The organism is Comamonas sp. wu1-DMT (assembly GCF_040187805.1).
In the GTDB taxonomy this organism is placed as follows: domain Bacteria; phylum Pseudomonadota; class Gammaproteobacteria; order Burkholderiales; family Burkholderiaceae_C; genus Comamonas; species Comamonas thiooxydans.
Genome location: NZ_JBANEM010000009.1, coordinates 161,126 through 183,121 on the forward strand (window position 1 = coordinate 161,126; position 21,996 = coordinate 183,121).

At 64.6% G+C, this 21,996-nt stretch carries 20 protein-coding genes and 1 pseudogene; 20 read left to right on the forward strand and 1 reads right to left on the reverse strand.

Going from position 1 to position 21,996, the window contains the following annotated elements:
• Window positions 1-39: 39 nt before the first annotated feature.
• Window positions 40-630 carry a phosphatase PAP2 family protein gene (locus V8Z78_RS14645; RefSeq protein WP_004340293.1) on the reverse strand — a complete coding sequence of 197 codons (591 nt, stop codon included), beginning with the start codon at window positions 628-630 and terminating at the stop codon, window positions 40-42.
• Window positions 631-785: 155 nt separating this feature from the next.
• Between V8Z78_RS14645 and V8Z78_RS14650 the strand changes: the two genes are divergently transcribed.
• The 20 genes and pseudogenes from V8Z78_RS14650 (at window position 786) to V8Z78_RS14745 (ending at window position 21,969) form a co-directional block, all read left to right on the forward strand.
• Window positions 786-1,481: a response regulator transcription factor gene (locus V8Z78_RS14650; RefSeq protein ID WP_004340295.1), complete on the forward strand. Its 696-nt coding sequence runs from the start codon at window positions 786-788 to the stop codon at window positions 1,479-1,481.
• A 5-nt stretch (window positions 1,482-1,486) separates the two neighbouring features.
• Entirely contained in the window at window positions 1,487-2,836 is a 1,350-nt protein-coding gene (locus V8Z78_RS14655) for a histidine kinase dimerization/phospho-acceptor domain-containing protein (protein WP_057094828.1), read from the forward strand.
• 130 nt (window positions 2,837-2,966) lie between these two features.
• Complete coding sequence (fba, locus tag V8Z78_RS14660) at window positions 2,967-4,031, forward strand: class II fructose-bisphosphate aldolase (RefSeq protein ID WP_004340312.1); 1,065 nt, start codon at window positions 2,967-2,969, stop codon at window positions 4,029-4,031.
• A gap of 213 nt (window positions 4,032-4,244) precedes the next feature.
• Window positions 4,245-5,922, forward strand: a pseudogene (locus tag V8Z78_RS14665) (long-chain-fatty-acid--CoA ligase).
• Between the two features lie 260 nt (window positions 5,923-6,182).
• Window positions 6,183-6,716, forward strand: a complete 534-nt coding sequence (locus V8Z78_RS14670; RefSeq protein WP_003072476.1) for a cupin domain-containing protein — start codon at window positions 6,183-6,185, stop codon at window positions 6,714-6,716.
• 8 nt (window positions 6,717-6,724) lie between these two features.
• Window positions 6,725-7,603 (forward strand): alpha/beta fold hydrolase, encoded by an 879-nt coding sequence (locus tag V8Z78_RS14675; protein WP_046460450.1) that lies wholly within the window; start codon window positions 6,725-6,727, stop codon window positions 7,601-7,603.
• Window positions 7,604-7,608: 5 nt separating this feature from the next.
• Window positions 7,609-8,415 (forward strand): IclR family transcriptional regulator, encoded by an 807-nt coding sequence (locus tag V8Z78_RS14680; RefSeq protein ID WP_349731595.1) that lies wholly within the window; start codon window positions 7,609-7,611, stop codon window positions 8,413-8,415.
• A 42-nt stretch (window positions 8,416-8,457) separates the two neighbouring features.
• Window positions 8,458-9,258 (forward strand): aspartate dehydrogenase, encoded by an 801-nt coding sequence (locus V8Z78_RS14685; protein ID WP_046460451.1) that lies wholly within the window; start codon window positions 8,458-8,460, stop codon window positions 9,256-9,258.
• Between the two features lie 204 nt (window positions 9,259-9,462).
• Window positions 9,463-10,461 carry a Bug family tripartite tricarboxylate transporter substrate binding protein gene (locus V8Z78_RS14690; RefSeq protein WP_004340325.1) on the forward strand — a complete coding sequence of 333 codons (999 nt, stop codon included), beginning with the start codon at window positions 9,463-9,465 and terminating at the stop codon, window positions 10,459-10,461.
• 120 nt (window positions 10,462-10,581) lie between these two features.
• Window positions 10,582-11,340, forward strand: coding sequence for a 5'-methylthioadenosine/adenosylhomocysteine nucleosidase (locus tag V8Z78_RS14695; RefSeq protein ID WP_349731596.1), 759 nt, complete (start codon window positions 10,582-10,584; stop codon window positions 11,338-11,340).
• 316 nt (window positions 11,341-11,656) lie between these two features.
• Complete coding sequence (locus V8Z78_RS14700; protein WP_179627384.1) at window positions 11,657-12,433, forward strand: SDR family oxidoreductase; 777 nt, start codon at window positions 11,657-11,659, stop codon at window positions 12,431-12,433.
• 142 nt (window positions 12,434-12,575) lie between these two features.
• Window positions 12,576-13,451 (forward strand): IclR family transcriptional regulator, encoded by an 876-nt coding sequence (locus tag V8Z78_RS14705; RefSeq protein ID WP_349731597.1) that lies wholly within the window; start codon window positions 12,576-12,578, stop codon window positions 13,449-13,451.
• Window positions 13,444-14,244 (forward strand): SDR family oxidoreductase, encoded by an 801-nt coding sequence (locus V8Z78_RS14710; protein ID WP_004340333.1) that lies wholly within the window; start codon window positions 13,444-13,446, stop codon window positions 14,242-14,244. The genes V8Z78_RS14705 and V8Z78_RS14710 overlap by 8 nt, the downstream gene beginning before the upstream one ends.
• Window positions 14,237-15,931 (forward strand): thiamine pyrophosphate-binding protein, encoded by a 1,695-nt coding sequence (locus tag V8Z78_RS14715; protein WP_179627386.1) that lies wholly within the window; start codon window positions 14,237-14,239, stop codon window positions 15,929-15,931. Before V8Z78_RS14710 ends, V8Z78_RS14715 begins: the two co-directional genes overlap by 8 nt.
• 11 nt (window positions 15,932-15,942) lie before the next feature.
• Window positions 15,943-17,418: an aldehyde dehydrogenase gene (locus V8Z78_RS14720; RefSeq protein WP_349731598.1), complete on the forward strand. Its 1,476-nt coding sequence runs from the start codon at window positions 15,943-15,945 to the stop codon at window positions 17,416-17,418.
• 171 nt (window positions 17,419-17,589) lie between these two features.
• Window positions 17,590-18,564: a VOC family protein gene (locus tag V8Z78_RS14725; RefSeq protein WP_046460458.1), complete on the forward strand. Its 975-nt coding sequence runs from the start codon at window positions 17,590-17,592 to the stop codon at window positions 18,562-18,564.
• Between the two features lie 68 nt (window positions 18,565-18,632).
• Complete coding sequence (locus V8Z78_RS14730; protein WP_349731599.1) at window positions 18,633-19,610, forward strand: Bug family tripartite tricarboxylate transporter substrate binding protein; 978 nt, start codon at window positions 18,633-18,635, stop codon at window positions 19,608-19,610.
• A 136-nt stretch (window positions 19,611-19,746) separates the two neighbouring features.
• The gene (locus tag V8Z78_RS14735; protein WP_003060438.1) at window positions 19,747-19,968 is read left to right on the forward strand and encodes a recombinase-like helix-turn-helix domain-containing protein; all 222 of its coding nucleotides are present in this window, start codon (window positions 19,747-19,749) and stop codon (window positions 19,966-19,968) included.
• A 19-nt stretch (window positions 19,969-19,987) separates the two neighbouring features.
• Window positions 19,988-21,013: a Rieske 2Fe-2S domain-containing protein gene (locus V8Z78_RS14740; protein ID WP_349731600.1), complete on the forward strand. Its 1,026-nt coding sequence runs from the start codon at window positions 19,988-19,990 to the stop codon at window positions 21,011-21,013.
• Window positions 21,010-21,969: a PDR/VanB family oxidoreductase gene (locus V8Z78_RS14745; RefSeq protein ID WP_004340351.1), complete on the forward strand. Its 960-nt coding sequence runs from the start codon at window positions 21,010-21,012 to the stop codon at window positions 21,967-21,969. The genes V8Z78_RS14740 and V8Z78_RS14745 overlap by 4 nt, the downstream gene beginning before the upstream one ends.
• Window positions 21,970-21,996 lie beyond the last annotated feature (27 nt).

Consider the following 21,996-nt stretch of genomic DNA (forward strand, 5'->3'; position numbering starts at 1 on the left):
CAATAGAAAGCGCTTCTTAACAAGCGCTTAAGAGCAGGCTCAGCCCTGGGCCGCCCATGCGCTGCGCAGGCGCTTGAGATGCGGCACGACGCGCAGATGACGGCGACGGCGCAGCTGGAAGGCAATATGCCAGACGATGAGCGCACCGCTAATGCCTACCAGCGCGCCGGCCATCAGATCGGACGCAAAGTGCACCCCCAGATGGACGCGGCTCCAGGCGATGCCGATGGCGGCTATCCAGGCCAGCCAGACCAGCGGCTTGCGGTGGCGGGTTGCGCCCAGGCTGAGGGCCATCGCCAGGGCAAAGGCTCCGCTGGCATGCAGGCTGGGAAAGCCGGCACGTCCGCCATGCTGAATCCATAGCGTGCCCAGATTGAGCTGGAACGGGCGCGGAGCCGGGAAGCCCCAGCGTATGAGTCTGGCGATCAGCCAGGCCGTGGCCATGGACAGTAGCAGCATCAACATGGTGCGGCGTGTTGCCGGTGAGCCGAACACCAGGGCGATGAGGACAAGAATGCCGCTGAGATTGGGCAACCAGGCCGAGAGTGCACGTGCCAGCTGGATGCTGAACCAGTGCGTCTGGGCATCGGCATTGAACAGCGCAAACAGAAATGGATCGAAGAAGAACATGAAGGCGCTGCGGCAGATTGCGGCAATGGAGGGTGGCAGATGTTAAAGCGAAATGCTGGCTTGCGGATGTCAAGCCCATGCGCGATCAGGGGAGGTGGGTGTCGGCGTTGACCAGCCAGTTGAGCGGATGGCGAATTGCCGCGCACAATGCGTGCATGCGAATTCTGGTGGTCGAAGACAACGAAGGCATTGCAGCAGGGCTGCGAACCAATCTCATGCAGCGCGGCTATGCGGTGGACGTGTGCGCCAGCGTGGCCGAGGCCTGGCATGCCCTGAGTGCCGAGCGCTTCGATGCCGTGTTGCTGGACCTGGGTCTGCCCGACGGTGATGGCAGCGAGGTCGTGCGCCGCCTGCGCCTGCAGACAGGACGGCCCGGTGTGCCGCAACTGCCCGATCCGGCCACGCCGGTGCTGATCCTCACGGCACGCGATCAGGTGCAGGACCGGGTCGCGGGGCTCAATCTGGGGGCCGATGACTATCTGGTCAAACCCTTTGACATGGACGAGCTCGAGGCCCGCTTGCGCGCCATGATGCGCCGCGCGGCCGGTCAGGCATCGCCGGTGATCCGCCATGCGGATCTGGAGGTGGACCCGGCTGCCCGCACCATCCGGCAGGCGGGGCAGAAGGTGGAGGTTTCGCCGCGCGAATTTGCCGTGCTCTGGGCCTTGTTGCTGGCGCGCGGGCGGGTGCTGTCGCGCCCGCAAATCGAGGAGCATCTCTACAGCTGGGGCGATACGGTGGAGAGCAATGCCGTGGAGGTCTATGTCCACCATCTTCGCAAGAAGCTGGGCCAGAAGATCATTGTGACCATGCGCGGCGTGGGCTACTTCATGCCGCAGGAGCAGGAGTGAAGGCCATGCCGCAAACCGGCATGCGCCGCAGCTCGCTGCAGCTGAATCTGCTGGCCTGGATGTTGGGCGCGCTGGCGCTGGTCTGGGGCAGCTTCGTCATCTGGGGCTACCAGACCGGAGTGCACGAGGCCGATGAACTGACCGACGGACACTTGGCAGGAGTGGCTGCGCTGACCTTGAACTGGCATGTGCAGGACGATGTGCCGGTCGGACAGACCACGGCTGTCCAGCCGCCTGCAGGCCTGCACGCCCACGACTATCAGGAGTCGCTGAGCGTGGTGCTCTGGAATGCGCAAGGACTGCTGATCTCGCGCACCGGACAGGCGCCTTTGCCGGATTTCGACATCGAGCAGGGCTTTGCCACGATTGGTGCGGATGAACGCAAGGCCTGGCGCAGTTATACCCAGTGGAGCCACGACAAAACCGCCAAGGTCACGGTGATGATCGACCTGGCCGAGCGCGACAGTCTGGCCGACGACATCGCCATGCAGATGATAGAGCCGGGTTTCTGGCTGCTGCCGGTGGTCGTGATTGCGCTGGGTGTGGCCATGCGCCGAGGCATGCGTCCTCTCAATCAGCTCACGCAACGCGTGGAGGCGCTGGATCTGGGTCGTGACCAGCGCTTGTCCGATGCCCATGTGCCGCGCGAGCTCTCGCCCATGGTCAGCTCGATCAACACCTTGCTCGACCGCCAGCAGGAGGCATTGGAGCGCGAGCGCAATCTGGCCAATGAAGTGGCCCATGAGCTGCGCACGCCGCTGGCCTCCATCGCTTTGCAGGCCCAGGCGCTGAAGTCGGAGGGGCAGACCGATACCGCTGTCATGCAGGCCGCGCTGCAGCGCATCGGCCGGGACGCCCTGCATGCCGGCCATGTGCTCGATCAGTTGCTGACCCTGGCCCGGGCTGGACGCGGCATGCTGGATGCCCCTTTGCAGACCGTGAACTGGGCCGATGTGGTGCGCAATGTGGCGGCGGCGCAGGCCCAGCATGCCTGGCAGCGTGAAGACATGATCTCCGTGGAGGCCCCGCAGGAGCTGCCAGTGCGCGGCAATGCGCTGCTGCTCGATTCGGCACTGCGCAATCTGGTGGAAAACGCCGTGCGTCACACGCCGACAGGCACGCAGATCGAGGTGCAGGCCGGCCTTGACAGCGTCCAGGAACGGGCCTGGGTGCAGGTCTGCGATGACGGCCGACGTGATGCCGCACCGGACCATGTGCCGCCCGTGGACAGCCTGCATCTGGGCCATGAAATCGTCAGCCGTGTCATGCAGGCCCATGGCGGGCGCTTCATGGTGGCCGAGGCGCCGCAAGGCTTCACCACCTGCTATCGCATGGAATTACCGCTAGCCGGTTAAAATACCCGGTTACTAAGCGGTTACCGAAGCGTGGCCGCTGGTCTTTCCCCGGGCCACAGCTGCAGTGCGGCGCATTGCAGTGATTCATCGCCGGGGGCGTTGCCTCTCAAAACTTTGAACGGAACCCACCATGCCTTTGATCTCGATGCGCGAAATGCTGGACCATGCTGCTGAAAACGGCTATGGCATCCCCGCCTTCAACGTGAACAACCTGGAGCAGGTTCAGGCCGTGATGTCGGCGGCTGACGAAGTCGGCGCGCCCGTGATCCTGCAGGCCAGCGCCGGTGCCCGCAAGTACGCCGGTGAGCCCTTCATCAAGCACCTGATCCAGGCGGCCGCCGAGATGTACCCCCACATCCCCCTGGTGATGCACCAGGACCATGGCACCACGCCTGAAGTCTGCCAGGGCGCGCTGAACCTGGGCTTCGGCTCGGTGATGATGGACGGCTCGCTGATGAGCGACGGCAAGACCCCTTCGTCCTTCGACTACAACGTGGACGTGACTCAGAAGGTGGTGGCCATGGCCCACCAGATCGGCGCCACCGTGGAAGGCGAGCTGGGCTGCCTGGGCAACCTGGAAACAGGCGAAGCTGGCGAAGAAGACGGCATCGGCGCCGAAGGCAAGCTGGACCACAGCCAGATGCTGACCGATCCCGAAGAAGCTGCCGTGTTCGTCAAGGCCACCCAGCTGGACGCACTGGCGATTGCCATCGGCACCAGCCACGGCGCCTACAAGTTCAGCCGCAAGCCCACAGGCGACATCCTGGCGATCTCGCGCGTCAAGGAAATCCACGCCCGCATCCCCAACACCCACCTGGTGATGCATGGCTCCTCCTCCGTGCCTCAGGAACTGCTGGCCATCATCAACCAGTACGGCGGCAAGATGAAGGAAACCTACGGCGTGCCCGTGGAAGAGATCCAGGAAGCCATCAAGTACGGCGTGCGCAAGATCAATATCGACACCGACATCCGTCTGGCGATGACCGGCGCCGTGCGCAAGTTCCTGGCCGAGAATCCCGACAAGTTCGACGCCCGCGAATGGCTCAAGCCTGCCCGCGAAGCGGCCAAGCAAGTCTGCAAGGCCCGCTACATCGAGTTCGGCTGCGAAGGCCAGGGCGCCAAGATCAAGGGCTATAGCCTGGAGCAAATGGCCAAGAAGTACGCCGCCGGCGATCTGGCCCAGCTGGTCAAGTAAACTCAGGTTTGATAGCTGTCAGCGCTTTACCAGTAAGCGCTGGAGGCTGGAAACACTCAAAGCCCGCAGTCTGTTGCCTGCGGGCTTTTTTCATGGGTTTTGACTTCTGTTACCAAGGTGACCCGGCTTGTTTCCTAGGGTTACTACAGTATCGAACGACCGTGCTTTTTAACACAATGGCGGGATCAGACGATAAGACACGGAGACAGAAGAATGAGTGACCGTCCTTGGCTGAATGCTTATCCAGAGGGAGTTCCTGCGGACATTGACACGTCCCAGTATTCATCGCTGGTGGCCTTGATGGAGGAGGCATTTGCCAAGCATGCCGACAAGGTGGCCTATTCCTTCATGGGCAAGGAGCTGACCTTCGCCCAGGTCGATGCGCAGAGCAAGCTGTTTGCCGCCTATCTGCAAAGCCTGGGACTGCAGCGCGGCGACCGCGTGGCGCTGATGATGCCCAATATTCCTCAGTACCCGGTGGCCGTGGCCGGGGTGCTGCGTGCCGGCTATGTGCTGGTCAACGTCAACCCGCTCTACACGGCGCGCGAGCTCGAGCATCAGCTCAAGGATTCGGGCGCCAAGGCCATCGTCATCATCGAGAACTTCGCCAAGACCCTGCAGGACGGCATGCATGGCAGCGCCGTGCAGCACATCGTGCTCTGCGCCATGGGCGACGAGCTGGGGCTTTTGAAGGGCATGCTGGTCAATTACGTGGTGCGCTCCGTCAAGAAGCTGGTGCCGCCCTTCAGCCTGCCCGGCGCGGTTCGCTTCAATGACGCATTGGCCAAGGGGCGCGGTGCGACCTTGAATGCGCCGGTGCTCAAGGCCGACGACATGGCGCTGCTGCAATACACGGGCGGCACCACGGGCGTGAGCAAAGGGGCCGTACTGCTTCACCGCAACATCATCGCCAACGTGCTGCAGTCCGAAGCCTGGAACGAGCCCGCCATGAAGAAGGTGCCGGCAGGTGAGCAGCCCACCAGCATCTGCGCGCTGCCGCTCTATCACATCTTCGCGTTCACGGTGAACATGATGCTGGCCATGCGTACCGGCGGCAAGACTGTGCTGATCCCCAATCCGCGCGATCTCAAGGCCACGCTCAAGGAGCTGTCCAGGCACCGTTTCCACAGCTTTCCGGCCGTGAACACCTTGTTCAACGGACTGGCCAACCACCCCGACTTCGGCACCGTGGATTGGAGCCACCTCAAGGTCTCGGTGGGCGGCGGCATGGCCGTGCAGAGCGCGGTCGCCGAGCTGTGGCTCAAGAAAACCGGCTGCCCCATCTGCGAGGGTTACGGCCTCTCGGAGACCAGCCCCTCGGTGACCTGCAACCCGGTCACGGCCACGGCTTACTCGGGCACCATAGGTGTGCCCCTGCCCAGCACCTATGTGAAGCTGGTCGGCAGCGACGGCCAGGACGTGAGCGAGCCGGGTCTGCCCGGTGAAGTCGCCGTGCTGGGCCCGCAGGTCATGGCCGGTTACTGGCAGCGCCCCGACGAGACCGCCAAGGTCATGACGGCGGACGGCTACTTCCTCACCGGCGACATCGGCACCATGGACGAGCGCGGCTTTGTGAAGATCGTGGATCGCAAGAAAGACATGGTCATCGTCAGCGGCTTCAATGTCTACCCCAACGAGGTCGAGGACGTGGTCTCCAACTGCCCCGGCGTGCTGGAGTGCGCGGTGGTCGGCGTACCCGACGAAAAGTCCGGCGAGGCCATCAAGCTCGTCGTCGTCAAAAAAAGATCCGGCATTGACGGAGCAGGCCATCCGCGACTACTGCCATGCCAATCTGACTGGCTACAAGCGTCCGCGCCACATCGTCTTTCGCACCGATCTGCCAAAGACTCCCGTGGGCAAGATCCTGCGCAGGGAGCTGCGCGACGCCTGAGAGTTTTTCATCTTGTCCTTCAAGGCGAGTTCACAGGAGCGCTTGGCGCTCCTTTTTTTTATGCCTGTTTTCAGGCCCGTGCCTGTGTGGGCGGGGAAAAACGCCACACCGATACCTGTCTCCACCGCAGCAACAAGGAAATGTGCTTGTTGATATCGGGCAAGTCTTCTTATAATTGTTTCGCCAAATGAACCTGGTTTTATTAGTAAAACAAAAAGCAGGTCGCTTTTTGTGTTCACCAACGGTTTCAGGAGAGACATATGAGCGAGATCGCACAAGACAACAGCGCCCGTACTTGGGATCGCCCCGAAGGCTCCAGCTTTGAAGACTGGATGAGCACACGCATTGCGCGCTTTGCCACGCGCAAGTACGACTTCGATGCCCTGAAGTTCCAGGCCGACTTTGATCCCAAATACCGCCGCGGCCAGATGCGTTACATCGGCACGGGCGGCACGGGCGTGGCCTCCGACAGCAACACCATTCCGTCGGAAAACTTCACCTTCTCCACCATGGTGATTCCCGCCGGCCATGAAGGCCCTTCGCATCTGCACACCGATGTGGAAGAAGTGTTCTTCGTGATGCGCGGCAAGCTCAAGCTGGTGCTGGAAAAGGACGGCGAGCGTTTCGAGACCATCCTGACCGATCGCGATGTGGTTTCGGTGCCGCCCGGCGTGTACCGCGAAGAGATCAATGTCGGTGATGAAGATGCGCTGATGTGCGTGATGCTGGGCGCCAAAAAGCCTGTCACCCCGACCTATCCGCCCGAGCACCCTCTGGCCAAGATCAAGCGCTGAGCTTTGTCATGCACGAGGATTTGCTGTCGCTGAAACAACAGCTGCTGCAGACCGGTTTTCCCGAGCAGCTGGTGAAGCTTCCGCAGAAGGCCCAGGTCGCCTGGCGCGAGGCTGGCGATGCCAGCTCCGATTTTGCGGTGGTGCTGCTGCATGGCATCAGCTCCGGGGCTGCATCCTGGCTGGATGTGGCGCTGCAGCTGGGTGACAAGGCGCGCGTTCTGGCCTGGGATGCACCCGGCTATGGCGTGTCGACGCCGCTGGCCCAATCGGCGCCTGCCGATGCCGACTATGCGCAGGTGCTGGCCCAGTCACTGCTGGTGCTCGGTGTGCGGCGCTGCCTGCTGGTCGGCCATTCCCTGGGCGCCCTGATGGCGGCCAGGCTGGCAGTCACGGCGGCCCCCGGGCTGGTCGAGCAACTGGTGCTCATCAGCCCGGCGGGCGGCTACGGCGCCCCAGCCAAGGCCGAGCAGCAGGCCAAGGTACGCGAGGGCCGCCTGGCGGCTCTGGCCGAGAAGGGCGTCGCCGGTCTGGCGGCCGTTATCGATCAGCGCCTGGTGTCCTCCGAGGCTCCTGAAGCCGTGCGTGCATGGGTGCGCTGGAATACGGCGCGCATGCAGCCGCAGGGCTATGCGCAGGCGGTCGAGCTGCTTTGCGGCAGCGATCTGGCACAGGCACGGGGCAGGCTTGGCATGCCGGTCGAGGTTTGGGTCGGCGAGCACGATGTGGTGACTACACCTGCAGCTTGCAAGTCCTGGTCCGAACTGCTGGGCGCGCACTACGGTACGCTTGCGGCTGCCGGTCATGCTTCACCCGTGGAACAACCAATGGAGGTCGCGCATAGGCTGGCATCTTTGTTGAACCAAAGCTATTGCCCCAATACCAGCTGATTGCTATGAGCGAAACCTCCGAGATTTCAACCAACGAACAAGACCGTTACACCGTGCCCGCTCTGGACCGAGGACTGCGCCTGCTGGCCTGCTTTGGCCCGGCGCAACCGGTCTGGAGCGCACCCGAGCTGGCGCGCAGCCTCGAGCTGCCGCGCTCCACGGTGTTTCGCATGTTGACCACGCTTGAAAACTCGGGGTATCTGCAGCGCAGCGGCACCGAATACCGGCTCGGTCTGGCCGTGCTGCGCCTGGGCTATGACTACCTGTCCACCCAGCCGCTGGCGCAACTGGCCGAGCCTGTGCTGCAGGCCTTGTGCGATGAGCTGGGCATGACCAGCAATCTTGCATTGCGCGACGGCACTTCCGTGGTCTATGTGGCACGCGTCACTCCGTCCGGAGCATTCCAGGGCGCTGTGCGCATGGGTTCGCGTCTGCCGGCGCATGCGACGGTGCTGGGACGAGCCCTGTTGCATGACATGGACGGCGCGCAGCTGCGCTCGGTGTTTGGTGGCGAGGAACTGCCCCAGTTCTCCGAGAGCACGCCGCGCAATATCGACGAGCTGCTGCGCCTGCTGGCCGAGGATCGCGAGCGTGGCTATGCCATGGGCGAGGGCTTTTACGAGCCTGGCGTTTCGAGTATTGCAGCGCCGGTGCGCGCCGCAGACGGGCGGGTGGTTGCGGGGTTGGCCATGGCCATTCCGTTTACCGAGCTGGGGCCCGAAAAAACCCAGCTCTGGGTGCAGAAGGTGCAGCAGGCGGCAGAGACTCTGTCCGCTCATTTGCGCCAGCAGCACCCGGACCATTTGCGCTGACCCCGATCACGCCGGGCCAGCGCATTTTTCAGGAGGCTAGAGATGAAAAATATTGCTTTGATTGGCTGCGGCGCGATTGGCTCCAGTGTGCTGGAGCTTTTGAGCGGAGATACCCGGTTGCAGGTGGGCTGGGTACTGGTTCCCGAGATCACGCCAGCCGTGCGCGAGACGGCTGCCCGCCTGGCGCCACAGGCGCAACTGCTGCAGGCCCTGCCCGGCGATGCGGTGCCGGATCTTCTCGTGGAATGCGCGGGTCATGCAGCCATCGAGGAGCATGTGCTGCCGGCGCTTGCGCGTGGCATTCCTGCGGTCATCGCATCCATAGGTGCCTTGAGCGCACCGGGCATGGCCGATCGCGTACAGGCTGCGGCCGAGGCCGGCAAGACGCAGGCCCAGCTGTTGTCGGGCGCCATCGGTGGCATTGATGCCCTGGCTGCGGCGCGTGTCGGCGGCCTGGAGACGGTGCTCTACACGGGCCGCAAGCCACCCAAGGCATGGAGCGGCACCCCGGCCGAGCAGGTCTGCGATCTGGACGGCCTGACCGAGGCCTTCTGCATTTTCGAGGGCTCGGCGCGCGAGGCCGCACAGCTCTATCCCAAGAATGCCAATGTAGCGGCCACGCTGTCGCTGGCGGGCCTGGGCCTGGACAAGACCATGGTGCGTCTGTTTGCCGATCCTGCCGTTCAGGAGAACGTGCACCAGGTCGAGGCGCGGGGTGCTTTCGGCGCCATGGAACTGACCATGCGCGGCAAGCCGCTGGCGGCCAACCCCAAGACATCGGCGCTGACCGTGTACAGCGTGGTGCGCGCCGTGCTCAACAACGTGGCTTCCCTGGCCATCTAACCCGGTACTGACCGGCTCCAGCCATGTGCCGTGCCGGTGGTATCGGTCTTGCTTACGTTTGTAAAAGTGCGAGCAAGCACCGCCCATCTGAGCATGGCATTCATGGTGTCAGGTCTTTGCCCGCCGGCCTTTGCGCTGCATCAAGCCTGATGCGCATCGGCATTTAGCCTTTTTGAAATTTCCGTTCTCCCAGGAGACAAGACCATGCAACGTTCCGCCTTCCTCAAGTCCTGCCTGGCGCTGGCCTGCACCGCTGCGCTCCCCGCCGCCATGTCCCCGGCCTTCGCTGCCAGTGCCGCCGAACAGCTGTCCAGCGGTCAGTTCACCATCATTGCGCCGTTCCCCGCCGGCGGCGCGGTGGACATCCTGTCCCGCATCCTGGCCACGGGCCTGACTGAGGAGTACAAGCAGGCCTCCATCGTCGACAACCGCCCCGGTGCCAACGGCAATATCGGCATCGACATGGTCAAGCGCGCCAAGCCCGATGGCCATACCTTGCTGGTCGTGCCTCAGGGCAATCTGACCATCAATCCCACGCTGATGCCCAAGCTGCCCTACAACGTGTTCGGCGACTTCGTGCCCGTGGCCTCCATGGGGCGTGCGGCCAATGTCATCGTCGTCAATCCCCAGGTTCCGGCCAAGACCATCCAGGAGCTGGTGGCACTGTCCAAGGCCAAGCCCAACTCCATCAGCTATGCCTCGCCCGGCGTGGGCTCCAGCCTGCACCTGGCCGGCGAGTTGTTCAAGGACAAGTCGGGTGCCGACATCATGCACGTGGCCTACAAGGGCTCGGGGCAGGGCCTGAACGATGCCCTGGGCGGCACCATCCCCATGCTGATCGCCAACATGCCCACCGTGCTGCCCCATGTGCAGTCGGGCAAGCTGCGCGCCCTGGCCGTGACCGATGCCACGCGCTCGAGCTTCCTGCCCAATGTGCCGACACTGGCCGAGGCTGGTGTTCCGGGTATTGCCGTTTCATCCTGGTATGGCGTGTTGGCTCCGAAGAACACACCGCCCGAAGTGGTCAAGCAGCTGGCCGAGGACATCGACAAGGTCATGAAGACCCAGGCCGCGCAGAACCAGCTCAAGGCGCAGGGCATGACCCCCTGGGTGGTCAAGGGCGATGCCTTTGGCGAGCTGATCCGCAAGGAGACCGCGCTGTGGGCGCCCGTGGTCAAGAGCCACAATATCGTGGCGCAGTAAACCGCCATGCTCTAATCGCGCCTCTTGCGCTTCCCACAAAAGCGGCCCTGTGCCGCTTTTGTGCTTTCTTTTGTGCTTTCACCAGGGTCGCCTGGCCCATGTTCCGGAGTACCCCCATCCATGACGCTTGCCATTCTCAGCGCTCTTGCCGAAGAACAACACGGCCTGGTCGACGCCATGCAGGACATGCAATGCCTGCGCCATGCCGGGCGCGATTTCTGGCTGGGCCGGCTGCATGGCCACGAGGTGGTGTGCGCGTTGTCGGGCATCGGCAAGGTGGCCGCAGCCACCACCACCGCCGCGCTGATCGAGCGCTTTGGCGTGCGCGGCATTCTGTTCACCGGCGTGGCTGGCGGCATCGGCGCGGACGTGAACGTGGGCGATGTGGTGATCGCGCGGACTTTCCTGCAGCATGACATGGATGCCTCGCCGATCTTTCCGCGCTGGCAATTGCCCGGTTACGGCCGCAGCACCCTGGCCTGCGACGAGGCGGCGACGGATCGACTGCTGCAGGCCGCAGACTCGGCGCTGCGCTCGGGCATCGTGGCTTCGTATGCTTCGGCCCGCGTCCATGAGGGCCTGATTGCCAGCGGCGATCAGTTTGTCAGCTCGCGCCAGGCCAGCGCACAACTCAGAGCCGATCTGGAGGCAGCCGGCCATGCCGTGCTGGCCGTGGAGATGGAGGGCGCTGCCGTGGCCCAGACCTGCCTGGATTACGGCACGCCGTTTACCGCAATGCGCACCATCTCGGACCGGGCGGACGACAGCGCCCATGTGGATTTTTCGGATTTCGTGCGCACGGTGGCAAGCCGCTACGCGCAACGCGTGGTGCTGGACTTTCTGCGCCTGACGCCCGCGAAAAAGCAGACTGTTTGCTAATCTTTTAATAGCTGTAAGCGATTGATAAATATGAGTTTTAAGGTGTTTTAAACCTGAGCTCATTCATTGATAGGCGCTATAAGCTATTGGTACTGATGACTTCTGATCCAGCCTGCCGACAACTGCGGGCCGGATACCTTTTGTTACCCAGTTTTCCTTTCAACCGCGCTTGTCGCGGTTTTTTTACGCCCGTATGTCGCTGTGGTGTGCTGACTACGGGTTTCTCCGGGTATTGACTCAAAACAAGGCTCACTAAACTGCAGGCTTGTTTCAAGAAAAAAGTGTCATTTCATATTTGAAACAAACAAGGTTTAAGATGACCCTCAACACCATGCCTTCCACCGGTCAGCTCGCTGGGCGCCGGATCCTTGTCACCGGCGCTGCGCGCGGCCTGGGTTTTGCTTTTGCGCAGACGCTGTGCCAGCAGGGGGCGCAGCTTGTGATGGCCGATCTGCGCGCCGAATTGCTGAGCGAAGCCGTTGCCAAGCTGCGCGCCATGGGCTTCGAGGCTCACGGCGTCGCCTTTGATGCGAGCAACCCGGCTTCCATAGAACAGTGCGCACAGCAGGCCGTGCAGACGCTCGGCGGTCTGGATGGCCTGGTCAACAACGCGGCCGTGACGGACTCCGGTGGCAAGGGCATGGACGACATCGCCCTGGACAAATGGGATCAGGTGATGAACGTCAATGTGCGCGGCGTCTGGCTGATGACCCGTGCCTGCCGTGCGGCGCTCAAGGACAGCGGGCGCGGCGCCATCGTCAATCTGGCTTCCGACACCGCCATGTGGGGCGCCCCCAATCTGATGGCCTATGTGGCCAGCAAGGGCGCCGTGATGGCCATGACGCGCTCCATGGCGCGCGAGCTGGGCGCGGATGCCATCACCATCAATGCCGTGGCTCCGGGCCTGGTGCTGGTCGAGGCCACCGAGTACGTGCCCGAGCATCGCCATCGCCTCTACATCGACCAGCGCGCGCTGCAGCGCGAGCAAGGGCCCGAGGATGTGTCGGGTGCCGTGTCCTATCTGCTGTCGGACGGTGCGCGCTTCGTGACGGGCCAGGTCCTGCCCGTCAACGGCGGCTTCGTCATGAACTGAAAAATGAAGAGCCCCCTGAGTCGCTGCGCGCCTTCCCGTTGCACGGCGCCCCCCAAAGGGGGACGACACCCTTGGTGCGGGGCGGCCCTTCCTCGGTGTCCCCAGCTTCTGGCTACGCCTGCAACGAATTGAGGAGTTGAAGATGTCAGGTTCTTCCATTTCCGATAGCGCGACCGACAGCGTCGTCGACGGCGGCTCCGACAAGTACATGGTGCCCGCGCTGGAGCGCGGTCTGCGCCTGCTGCAGGAGTTCGGCCGCGACAACGCCACGCTGGGTGCGCCCGAGCTGGCGCGCCGCCTGCAGCTGCCGCGCGCCACGGTTTTTCGCATGCTCAACACGCTGGAGAGCATGGGCTTTCTGCAGCGCGCAGACGGTGGCAACGACTACCGGCTGGGCCTGTCCGTGCTGCGTCTGGGTTTCGAGTTCCTGTCCTCCATGGACCTGACCGAGCTGGGCCAGCCCGTGATCGCGCGGCTGTGCGAGGAAATCCGTTTTCCCTGCAACATCGTGGTGCGCGACGGCCGCTCCATCGTCTATGTGGCCAAGGTCACGCCGCCGACACCGCTGACCAGCTCGGTGCGTGTGGGCACGCGGCTGCCCGCCCATGCCACGCTGCTGGGTCGCATCCTGCTGGCCGACCTGTCGCTGCCGGAGCTGCGTGCCCTCTATCCCGAAGAGCAGCTGGAAGGCCATTCGCCCAATACGCCCAGGACCGTGGTCGAGCTCTTCGACCTGGTTCAGTCCGATCGCGAACGCGGCCATGTAGCCGGTGCGGGCTTCTACGAAAGCTCGATCTCCACCATCGCGGCGCCCGTGCGCGATCACAGCGGCCGAGTCATCGCAGCCCTTGGGGTGACCCTGGCCTCGGCCCAGATCGACCTCGCGCGCCAGACGGAGCTGGTACCGCGCGTCTGCGCGGCGGCCGCCGAACTGTCGGAGCTGCTCAACTACCGGCCGCAGTCCAGCGCGCAGGTTCTGTCCATCACTTCAAGGCGCGCAGGAGGCGGCCATGCATGATTTCAAACTCGACGCCACGGCCGTCGTCACCGGCGGTTCTTCGGGCATAGGCCTGGCCACCGTGGAGCTGCTGCTGGCCCAGGGAGCCCGCGTGGCCCTGTGCGGCCGCAACCCCGAGCGTCTGGAGCAGGCCGTCAAGCAGCTGCTGGAGCGCCACCCCGAGGCCGGCGCGCGCCTGTTCGCCCAGGCTTGCGACGTGCTTGATGCCGAGCAGGTGCAGCAGTTTGCGCGCGCCAGCGAAGCGGCGCTGGGCCCGGCTTCCATCCTCATCAACAACGCCGGTCAGGGCCGTGTCTCGACCTTCGAGAACACCAGCGATGAAGCCTGGACCGAGGAGCTGCATCTGAAGTTTTTCTCGGTGCTGCATCCCACGCGCGCCTTTCTGCCCCAGCTCGAGCGCGGCGAAGGCTCGGCCATTGTCTGCGTGAACTCGCTGCTGGCCTCCCAGCCCGAGCCGCACATGGTCGCCACCTCGGCCGCGCGCGCCGGCCTCAAGAACCTGGTGCGTTCCATGGCCACCGAGTTCGCCCCCAAGGGCGTGCGCGTCAACGGCATCCTGGTCGGCCTGATTGAGTCCGGCCAGTGGCGCCGCCGCTTCGAGGCCCGCGAGGACAAGAGCCAGACCTGGGAGCAGTGGAGCGGCGCGCTCGCAAGCACAAAGCACATCCCCATGGGGCGCCTTGGCAAGCCCGCCGAAGCGGCCCGCGCCATTTTCTTTCTTGCTACGCCACTGTCGTCATACACGACTGGCAGCCACATCGACGTTTCCGGAGGCCATTCTCGTCATGCCTAAGCAAAATCAAATCACCGTCGGCGCCGTCATTGCCGAGTTCCTCGAGCATTGCGACGTGAAGGCTGCCTTCGGGGTGATCTCCATCCACAACATGCCCATCCTCGATGCCATGTTTGCGCGCGGCAAGGTGCGCTTCGTGATGGCGCGCGGCGAGGCCGGCGCCGGCAACATGGCCGATGCCTGCGCGCGCTCCACCTCCAGCCTGGGCGTGTGCATCACCAGCACCGGCCCGGCGTCGGGCAATATCGCCGGCAGCCTGGTGGAAGCCTATACGGCCGGCACGCCGCTCTTGCACATCACGGGCCAGATCGAGACCCAGTATCTGGACAAGAAGCTGTCGTACATCCACGAAGCGCCGGACCAGCTGACCATGCTGAAGTCCGTCTCCAAGGCTGCCTTCCGCGTGCTGAGCGCCGAGACCTGTCTGTCCACGCTCAAGGCCGCGGTGCAGACCGCGATGACCGCCCCCACGGGCCCGGTCAGCGTGGAGATTCCTATCGACATCCAGCAGGCGCTGATAGACATGCCCGCCGACCTGTCGCCGCTGCCGGTGGCCGTGCTGGCCCCCAGTGAGGCCGCGCTCGACGCGCTGGCCGACCAGCTGGCAAAGGCCAGGCGTCCACTGCTGTGGCTGGGCGGTGGTGCCCGCCATGCCGGCGCTGCCGTGCAGCGTCTGAAGGCCATGGGCTTCGGTATCGTGAGCACCGGCCAGGGCCGCGGCATCGTGGCCGAAGACGACCCTGCATCCCTGGGCGCCTACAACATCCAGAAGCCCGTCGAGGCCTTCTACCAGCGCTGCGACGCCATGCTGGCCGTGGGCACGCGCCTGCGCAGCAACGAAACCCTGAAGTACGAACTCAAGCTGCCGCGCCCGCTGCTGCGCATCGATGTGGACGCCGCCCAGCAAGGCCGCTGCTATATGGATGACGGCTTTGTCTGCGGCGACTCGGCCCTGGCCCTGAACGGCCTGGCCGACCGCCTGGAAGCGCGCGGCTACAAGGCTGATCCCGAGCTGCTGGCCGACCTGCGCCAGGTGCACGATGAAGTCGTGGCCACCATGCGCGACGGCCTGGGTCCGTACAGCGCCCTGGTGCAGCAGCTGCAGAAGGCCGTGGGCCGCAACTTCAACTGGGTGCGCGACGTGACCGTCTCCAACAGCACCTGGGGCAACCGCGAACTGCGCTTCTTCGAGTCCAATGCCGGCGTGCACGCCACGGGCGGCGGCATCGGCATGGGCATGCCCATGGCCATCGGTGCGGCCATCGGCGCGGCCGAAAGCGGCTCGGGCCGCAAGACCCTGGGCCTGGCCGGCGACGGCGGCTTCATCCTGAACCTCGGCGAGCTCGCCACCCTGGTGCAGGAAGAGTGCGACACCATGATCGTGCTGATGAACGACCAGCGCTATGGCGTGATCCAGAACATCCAGGACGCCTCCTACGGCGGCCGCCGCTGCTACGTGGAGCTGCACACGCCCGACTACGCACAGCTGTGCGCCTCCATCAAGCTGCCCCATGCCCGCGTGAGCCATCTCGACGAGCTGCCCGCGGTGCTGGAAGGTGCCTGGGGCAAGAAGGGACCCTTCCTGCTCGAGATCGACATGCGCGCCATCGGCAGCTTCAAGACCACGTTCTCGGGCCCTCCGGTGAACAAGCTGGACCAGATCCCGGCCACCACCAAGGCTCAGTGAGGAGTTTCACCATGTCCAAGCTAGAACTGCTACCCATCAATATCGCCGGCGAATGGCGTCTTGGCGGCGGCGGCGAATCCGCCACGCTCTACCCCGCGACCGGCGAAGTGGTGGGCCGCCTGCGCGCGCCCAGCCTGGCCGATGTGGAAGAAGCCATCCAGAAGGCCGACCATGCGTTCCGCACCAGCGGCTGGGCGCAGAAGAAGCCCCACGAGCGCGCGGCCGTGCTGCACCGCGTGGCCCAGTTGATCCGCGAGCGCGCCGAGCCGCTGGCCCAGCTGCAGCGCCTCGACAACGGCAAGCCGATCAGCGAGACGCGCGCGCTGGTGGCGAGCGCTGCTGGCACCTTCCAGTATTTCGCGGCTGCCTGCGAAACCATGGAAGAGGCCATCACGCCTTCGCGCGGTGACTTCATGACCATGAGCGTGTACGAGCCCATGGGCGTGGTTGCGGCCATCACGCCGTGGAACTCGCCCATCGCCAGCGAGGCGCAGAAGCTCGCCCCCGCGCTGGCGGCAGGCAACGCCGTGGTCGTCAAGCCCGCCGAAGCCACGCCGCTGCTGGCGCTGGAGCTGGCCAAAATCTGCGAAGAAGCAGGTGTTCCGAAAGGCATCGTCAGCGTGCTGCCGGGCCGTGGCTCGGTGATCGGCGACGCCATCACCAAGCACCCGCTGGTCAAGCGCGTGTCGTTCACCGGCGGCACATCCACCGGCAAGCACATCGCCCGCATCGCGGCCGACAAGATGATGCCCGTCTCGCTGGAGCTGGGCGGCAAGTCGGCCACCATGGTGCTGGAAGACGCCGACCTCGACCACGCCGTCAACGGCGTGCTCTACGGCATCTTCAGCTCGTCGGGTGAATCGTGCATCGCGGGCTCGCGCCTGTTCGTGGCCCGCAAGCTCTATGGCGACTTCATGGAGCGCCTCACGGCCAAGGCCGCCGCGCTGCGCGTGGGCGACCCGGCCGACGAGCGCACGCAGATGGGCCCGCTGATCACCGCCAAGCACCGCGAATCCATCGAGAGCTATGTGGCACTGGGCCTGTCCGAAGGCGGCCAGCTGCGCACCGGAGGCCACCGGCCCGAAGGCGCGCTGTACGAGCGCGGCTACTACTACCGCCCGACCATCCTCGAAGGTGTGAGCAATAACGACCAGATCTGCCAGCAGGAGATCTTCGGCCCCGTGCTCGTGGCCATGCCCTTCGATGACGAAGAGGCCTTGCTCGAGCAGGCCAACGACAGCGTCTACGCGCTGGCCGCCGGCATCTGGACGCGCGACTACAAGGCCGCGTGGCGCATAGGCCGCGCGGTGCAGGCCGGCACCGTGTGGATCAACACCTACAAGCAGTTCTCCATCTCCACGCCCTTCGGTGGCTGGCGCGACAGCGGCCTGGGCCGTGAAAAAGGCCGTCTGGGCATACAGCAGTACATGGAGCAGAAAAGCATGTACTGGGGCCTGAACGCAAACCCCATCGCTTGGGCGAATTGAGATGCAACACCCCCTGAGTCGCTTCGCGCCTTCCCCCTCTCTCGCTGCGCGGGAGGGGGACGACACCTTCGCTGCGGGGCGGCCCTTGCTCGGCGTCCGCCGATGGGTCGCGCCGGTTGCAGGCGATGTGGGCAGCGCATGGCGCGTGATCGGGTAAAGAAAGGATTTTTTATGAGCGTACTGGGCATTGACGAAATCAGCTACGGCGCCGACGACCTGGCGGCTTGCCGCCAGTTCTTCCTGGACTGGGGCCTGAGCCTCGCCGAAGAGCAGGCCGACCGGCTGGTGTTTGAAACCCTGAACGGCTGCCGCGTGATTGTGGCCGCCACCGGCCACCCCGGCCTGCCGCCCGCCATCGAGGCCGGCCCCACGCTGCGCGAGGTGGTCTGGGGCGTGGAAAGCGAAGCTGACCTGGCGCTCTACGAAGGCCGTATTGCACAGCTACCGGGCTTTGTGAAGCAGGGTGGCCCGAACGGCGGACGTATCGGCTGCACCGACCCCAACGGCCTGGCCGTGCGCCTGCAGCTCACGCAAAAGCGCGATGTGCAGATGCAAAGCGCCGAGTACAACACCTGGGACCGCAAGGGCCGCATCAACCAGGCCAGTCCGGCCTATGAGCGCGCCCAGCCCATCGAGGTCGGCCATGTGGTGTTCTTCGTCAAGGACGTGCAGGCCTGCGAGCGCTTCTATGTGGAGAACTTCGGCTTTGCGGCCTCGGACCGTTATCCCGAGCGTGGCGCTTTTCTGCGCACCGCGCCCGATGGCGGACACCACGACATCTTTTTGCTGCAGCGCCCCGACAAGCATGCGGGCCTGAACCATGTGGCCTTCACCGTGCGCGACATCCACGAAGTCTTTGGCGGCGGCATGCATATCTCGCGCTGCGGCTGGGACACCCAGCTCGGCCCGGGTCGCCATCCCGTGTCCTCGGCCTATTTCTGGTACTTCAAGAATCCGGCCGGCGCCCTGGTCGAGTACTACGCCGACGAGGACCAACTGACTGCCGACTGGCAGCCGCGCGAGTTCGAGCCCGGTCCGACGGTGTTTGCCGAATGGGCCATCGACGGCGGCATTGACGGCAACACCCGACGCCAGAAGGGCGCGGGCGCCGCCGACGGCAAGTTCCTGACCGACAAGAAGCATTAAGAGGCATTGGCAGCGTCGGCTGGCCGGCATCCCTCCCACCACGATTCCACAACCCCACGGGCTATTCCATGAAGAACATTCGTCGCCAGGTAGTTATCTCTGCTGCATTGCTGGCTGCAGCCCAGATGTCCGGTTCCGCGTTGGCGCAAGCCTATCCGAGCAAGCCCATCACCATCGTCGTGGCCTATCCGGCCGGCGGCGATACCGATGCCATGGCGCGCCTGTATGCAGAGAAGCTGGCCCAGCGACTCGGCCAGCCCGTGGTGGTGGACAACCGGCCCGGTGCCAGCGGCACCATCGGCACCGTGCATGTGGCCAAGGCCGCGCCCGACGGCTACACCTTGCTGCTGGCGCCCAATACCTTTGCCATCGCGCAGTTCGTGCTCAAGACCAACGCGGGTTCGAGCTATGACGTGCTCGGCGGCTTCACGCCCATCGTGCAGACCAGCGTGCAGCCCATGTTCGTGGCTGCCAGCCAGGGATCGGGCATCAAGGACATCAAGACCCTGGCGAGCCAGGGCAAGCGCGACGGCCTGACCTATGCCAGCCCGGGCAGCGGCTCGCCCATGCACATCCTGGGCGAGATGTTCAACAAGGCCGCTGGCACCAAGCTGTCCCACATTCCCTACAAGGGCGTGGCGCCCGCAGTCAACGATCTGATCGGCGGCCATGTGCCCACGACCTTCATGACCTGGGGCCCCATCGCGCCCTACGCAGGCGGCAAGGTCAATGTGCTGGCCGTGGCCGATGCCCAGCGCAGCCCGTTGGCACCGAATGTGCCCACGCTGGCCGAGCAGGGCGTCAAGGATGTGGAAGTGTCGGCCTGGCAGGGCCTGTTCGGTCCCAAGGGCATGAAGCCCGAGACCGTCAAGCTGCTGAACACCCATCTCAATGAAATTCTGAAGATGCCGGACGTGGTCGCCAAGATGGCGGCCTTCGGCGCCCTGCCTGCGGGCGGCGAGCCGGCACGTCTGGAAAAGACCAACGCTGCCGACTACAACCGCTTCGGCAAGCTGATCAAGGACCTGGATATCCGGGCCGACTAAATGACCTACCCCCTGAGTCGCTTCGCGCCTTCCCATTGCACGGCGCCCCCAAGAGGGGCGACACCCTCGGTGTGGGGCGGCGCTCGGGGCAATGAAACCGAACCACGATTCAAGACAGCTTTCGAAGGAGAGAACCATGGCCGCTGATCGATATCTCGAGCCGCATCAGGCGCGCGAGCGCGCCTCCACCCTGTTTGAAGACCTGCTGGGCGACTCCATTGAGCGCGCCTTCGGCGAGGGCGTGCAGACGCTGCCCGAGCTGGTGGCCTACATCAACCGCAGCGGCCCTGCCGGCGAGAACGGCGAGCCCTGGACTGAAGACAGCTTTCAGGCGCTGATGGCCCGTCTGGGCTACTGAGACAGAACAGGAGTACTCCATGAACGTACAAACCATCACCATCGATCCGGTGGACCGTCTGCTCAACACGGGTCTGAAGAACCTCTGGTATGCGGTCTGCCCTTCGGATTTCGTCAAGACCGAGCCCGTCTCGCTGCGCCGCTTCGGCCGCAAGATCGCGCTGTGGCGCGATGCTACCGGCCAGGTCCATGCGCTGGAAGACCATTGCCCGCACCGCGGCGCGCCGCTGTCCCAGGGCGTGATCCTGGGCGACCGCCTGGCCTGCCCCTACCACGGCGTGGAAGTGCGCTGTGACGGCACGGTGACCAAGGTGCCCGGCAGTCCCGGCTGCAAGCTCGAAGGCTCGCGCGCAGCGCTGGCCTTCCATGTGCGCGAGATGCACGGCGCGATCTTCCTCTACAACAGCGACAAGCATGTGGACGAGGCTCCCGATTTCAGCCTGCCCGAGGAGCTGAGCTCTCCCGAGTACTCGAACTTCCTGTGCTATGCCGAGTGGCGCAGCGACTACCGCTACGCGCTGGACAACGTCATGGACCCCATGCACGGCACCTTTCTGCACAAGCAGTCGCACTCCATGGCCGAGGGCGACAGCAAGGCCAGCTTCCAGGTGCGTGACACCGATCACGGCTTCGTGTTCGAGAAGGTCGGCCAGCGCGGCGTGAACTTTGACTGGACCGAATACGGCGAAACCGGCGCGCAGTGGATGCGCCTGGAGATTCCCTATCCCAAGACCGGCGGCCCCGGCGGCAACTTCGCCATCGTCGCCTGCGTCACGCCCATCAGCTCCGACCTGTGCGCCGTGTTCTTCTGGCGTGCACGCAAGGTGCAGGGCTGGATGCGCGACACCTGGCGCTTCCTCTACCGCAACCGCCTCGAGGCACGCCACTGGGCCGTGCTGGAGCAGGACCGCATCATGATGGAGCAGATGGAGGCCGACGCCAACGAGCGCGAGAACCTCTACCAGCATGACATCGGCCTGGTGCGCCTGCGTCGCCACCTGCGTCGCCAGGCCCAGGAACAGATCGACGAAGGCATCGCATCATGAGCAACAGCTTGCAGGCCTTTGTGCACACGCTGCGCTTCGAGGCCCAGGACACCATCAGCGTGGAGCTGCGCCCGGTCGATGGCGGCGAGTTCCCGGCCTTCACGGCCGGCTCGCACATCGACCTGCACCTGCCCAACGGGCTGGTGCGCAGCTATTCCCTGTCCAACGACAGCAGCGAGCGCCACCGCTACGTGGTCGGCGTGCTGCGCGATCGCGCCAGCCGCGGCGGCTCGCGCTGCGTGCACGAGTCGCTGCGCGTGGGCATGCCCATCACCATCTCCGAGCCGCGCAATCACTTCGCGCTCGACGAGGCAGCGACGCATTCGGTGCTGGTGGCCGGCGGTATAGGCATCACGCCCATGCTGTGCATGGCACGCCGGCTCAAGGCCCTGGGGCATTCGTTCGAGATGCTGTACTTTGCGCGCGAGCGCAAGAGCGCGGCCTTTCTGGCCGAGCTGCAGGCCCTGGGCATGCCGCTGCATCTGCACTTCGATGCGGAAGCGGGCGGGCCGCCCGACCTGAAGGCATTGCTGGCGCAGCGCGCACCCGATGCGGGCCTGCACCACTATTCCTGCGGCCCGACGCCCATGCTCGATGCCTTCGAAAAGTTCTGCGCCGAGCTCGGCCATGCCAACGCCCACATCGAGCGCTTCACGCCGGTGGAAGTCAAGGCATCGTCCGATGCGCGCAGCAACTACACGGTGGAGCTCAAGCGCAGCGGCCGCTTCATCGAGATCACGCCCGAGAAATCCCTGCTGGACACGCTGCTGGACGCCGGTGTCGATGTGGACCACAGCTGCTGCGAAGGGGTCTGCGGCTCCTGCGAGACCCGCGTGCTGGAAGGTGTGCCCGACCACCGCGACTCGGTGCTCAGCCCCAAGGAGCGCGCCGGCAACAAGGTCATGATGGTCTGCGTCTCCGGCTGCAAGAGCGAGCGCCTGGTCCTGGATATCTGAGCCGCTACATCAGACCTGCGAAACACC

Bases quoted from the DNA above. Each gene is read 5' to 3' on its own strand.
- V8Z78_RS14730 (WP_349731599.1), top strand. From the start codon at position 18,633: ATGAAGAACATTCGTCGCCAGGTAGTTATCTCTGCTGCATTGCTGGCT.
- V8Z78_RS14720 (WP_349731598.1), top strand. From the start codon at position 15,943: ATGTCCAAGCTAGAACTGCTACCCATCAATATCGCCGGCGAATGGCGT.
- V8Z78_RS14695 (WP_349731596.1), top strand. From the start codon at position 10,582: ATGACGCTTGCCATTCTCAGCGCTCTTGCCGAAGAACAACACGGCCTG.
- V8Z78_RS14710 (WP_004340333.1), top strand. From the start codon at position 13,444: ATGCATGATTTCAAACTCGACGCCACGGCCGTCGTCACCGGCGGTTCT.
- V8Z78_RS14645 (WP_004340293.1), bottom strand. From the start codon at position 630: ATGTTCTTCTTCGATCCATTTCTGTTTGCGCTGTTCAATGCCGATGCC.
- V8Z78_RS14690 (WP_004340325.1), top strand. From the start codon at position 9,463: ATGCAACGTTCCGCCTTCCTCAAGTCCTGCCTGGCGCTGGCCTGCACC.
- V8Z78_RS14685 (WP_046460451.1), top strand. From the start codon at position 8,458: ATGAAAAATATTGCTTTGATTGGCTGCGGCGCGATTGGCTCCAGTGTG.
- V8Z78_RS14725 (WP_046460458.1), top strand. From the start codon at position 17,590: ATGAGCGTACTGGGCATTGACGAAATCAGCTACGGCGCCGACGACCTG.
- V8Z78_RS14700 (WP_179627384.1), top strand. From the start codon at position 11,657: ATGACCCTCAACACCATGCCTTCCACCGGTCAGCTCGCTGGGCGCCGG.
- V8Z78_RS14675 (WP_046460450.1), top strand. From the start codon at position 6,725: ATGCACGAGGATTTGCTGTCGCTGAAACAACAGCTGCTGCAGACCGGT.
- V8Z78_RS14745 (WP_004340351.1), top strand. From the start codon at position 21,010: ATGAGCAACAGCTTGCAGGCCTTTGTGCACACGCTGCGCTTCGAGGCC.
- V8Z78_RS14680 (WP_349731595.1), top strand. From the start codon at position 7,609: ATGAGCGAAACCTCCGAGATTTCAACCAACGAACAAGACCGTTACACC.
- V8Z78_RS14705 (WP_349731597.1), top strand. From the start codon at position 12,576: ATGTCAGGTTCTTCCATTTCCGATAGCGCGACCGACAGCGTCGTCGAC.
- V8Z78_RS14715 (WP_179627386.1), top strand. From the start codon at position 14,237: ATGCCTAAGCAAAATCAAATCACCGTCGGCGCCGTCATTGCCGAGTTC.
- fba (WP_004340312.1), top strand. From the start codon at position 2,967: ATGCCTTTGATCTCGATGCGCGAAATGCTGGACCATGCTGCTGAAAAC.
- V8Z78_RS14740 (WP_349731600.1), top strand. From the start codon at position 19,988: ATGAACGTACAAACCATCACCATCGATCCGGTGGACCGTCTGCTCAAC.
- V8Z78_RS14670 (WP_003072476.1), top strand. From the start codon at position 6,183: ATGAGCGAGATCGCACAAGACAACAGCGCCCGTACTTGGGATCGCCCC.
- V8Z78_RS14735 (WP_003060438.1), top strand. From the start codon at position 19,747: ATGGCCGCTGATCGATATCTCGAGCCGCATCAGGCGCGCGAGCGCGCC.
- V8Z78_RS14650 (WP_004340295.1), top strand. From the start codon at position 786: ATGCGAATTCTGGTGGTCGAAGACAACGAAGGCATTGCAGCAGGGCTG.
- V8Z78_RS14655 (WP_057094828.1), top strand. From the start codon at position 1,487: ATGCCGCAAACCGGCATGCGCCGCAGCTCGCTGCAGCTGAATCTGCTG.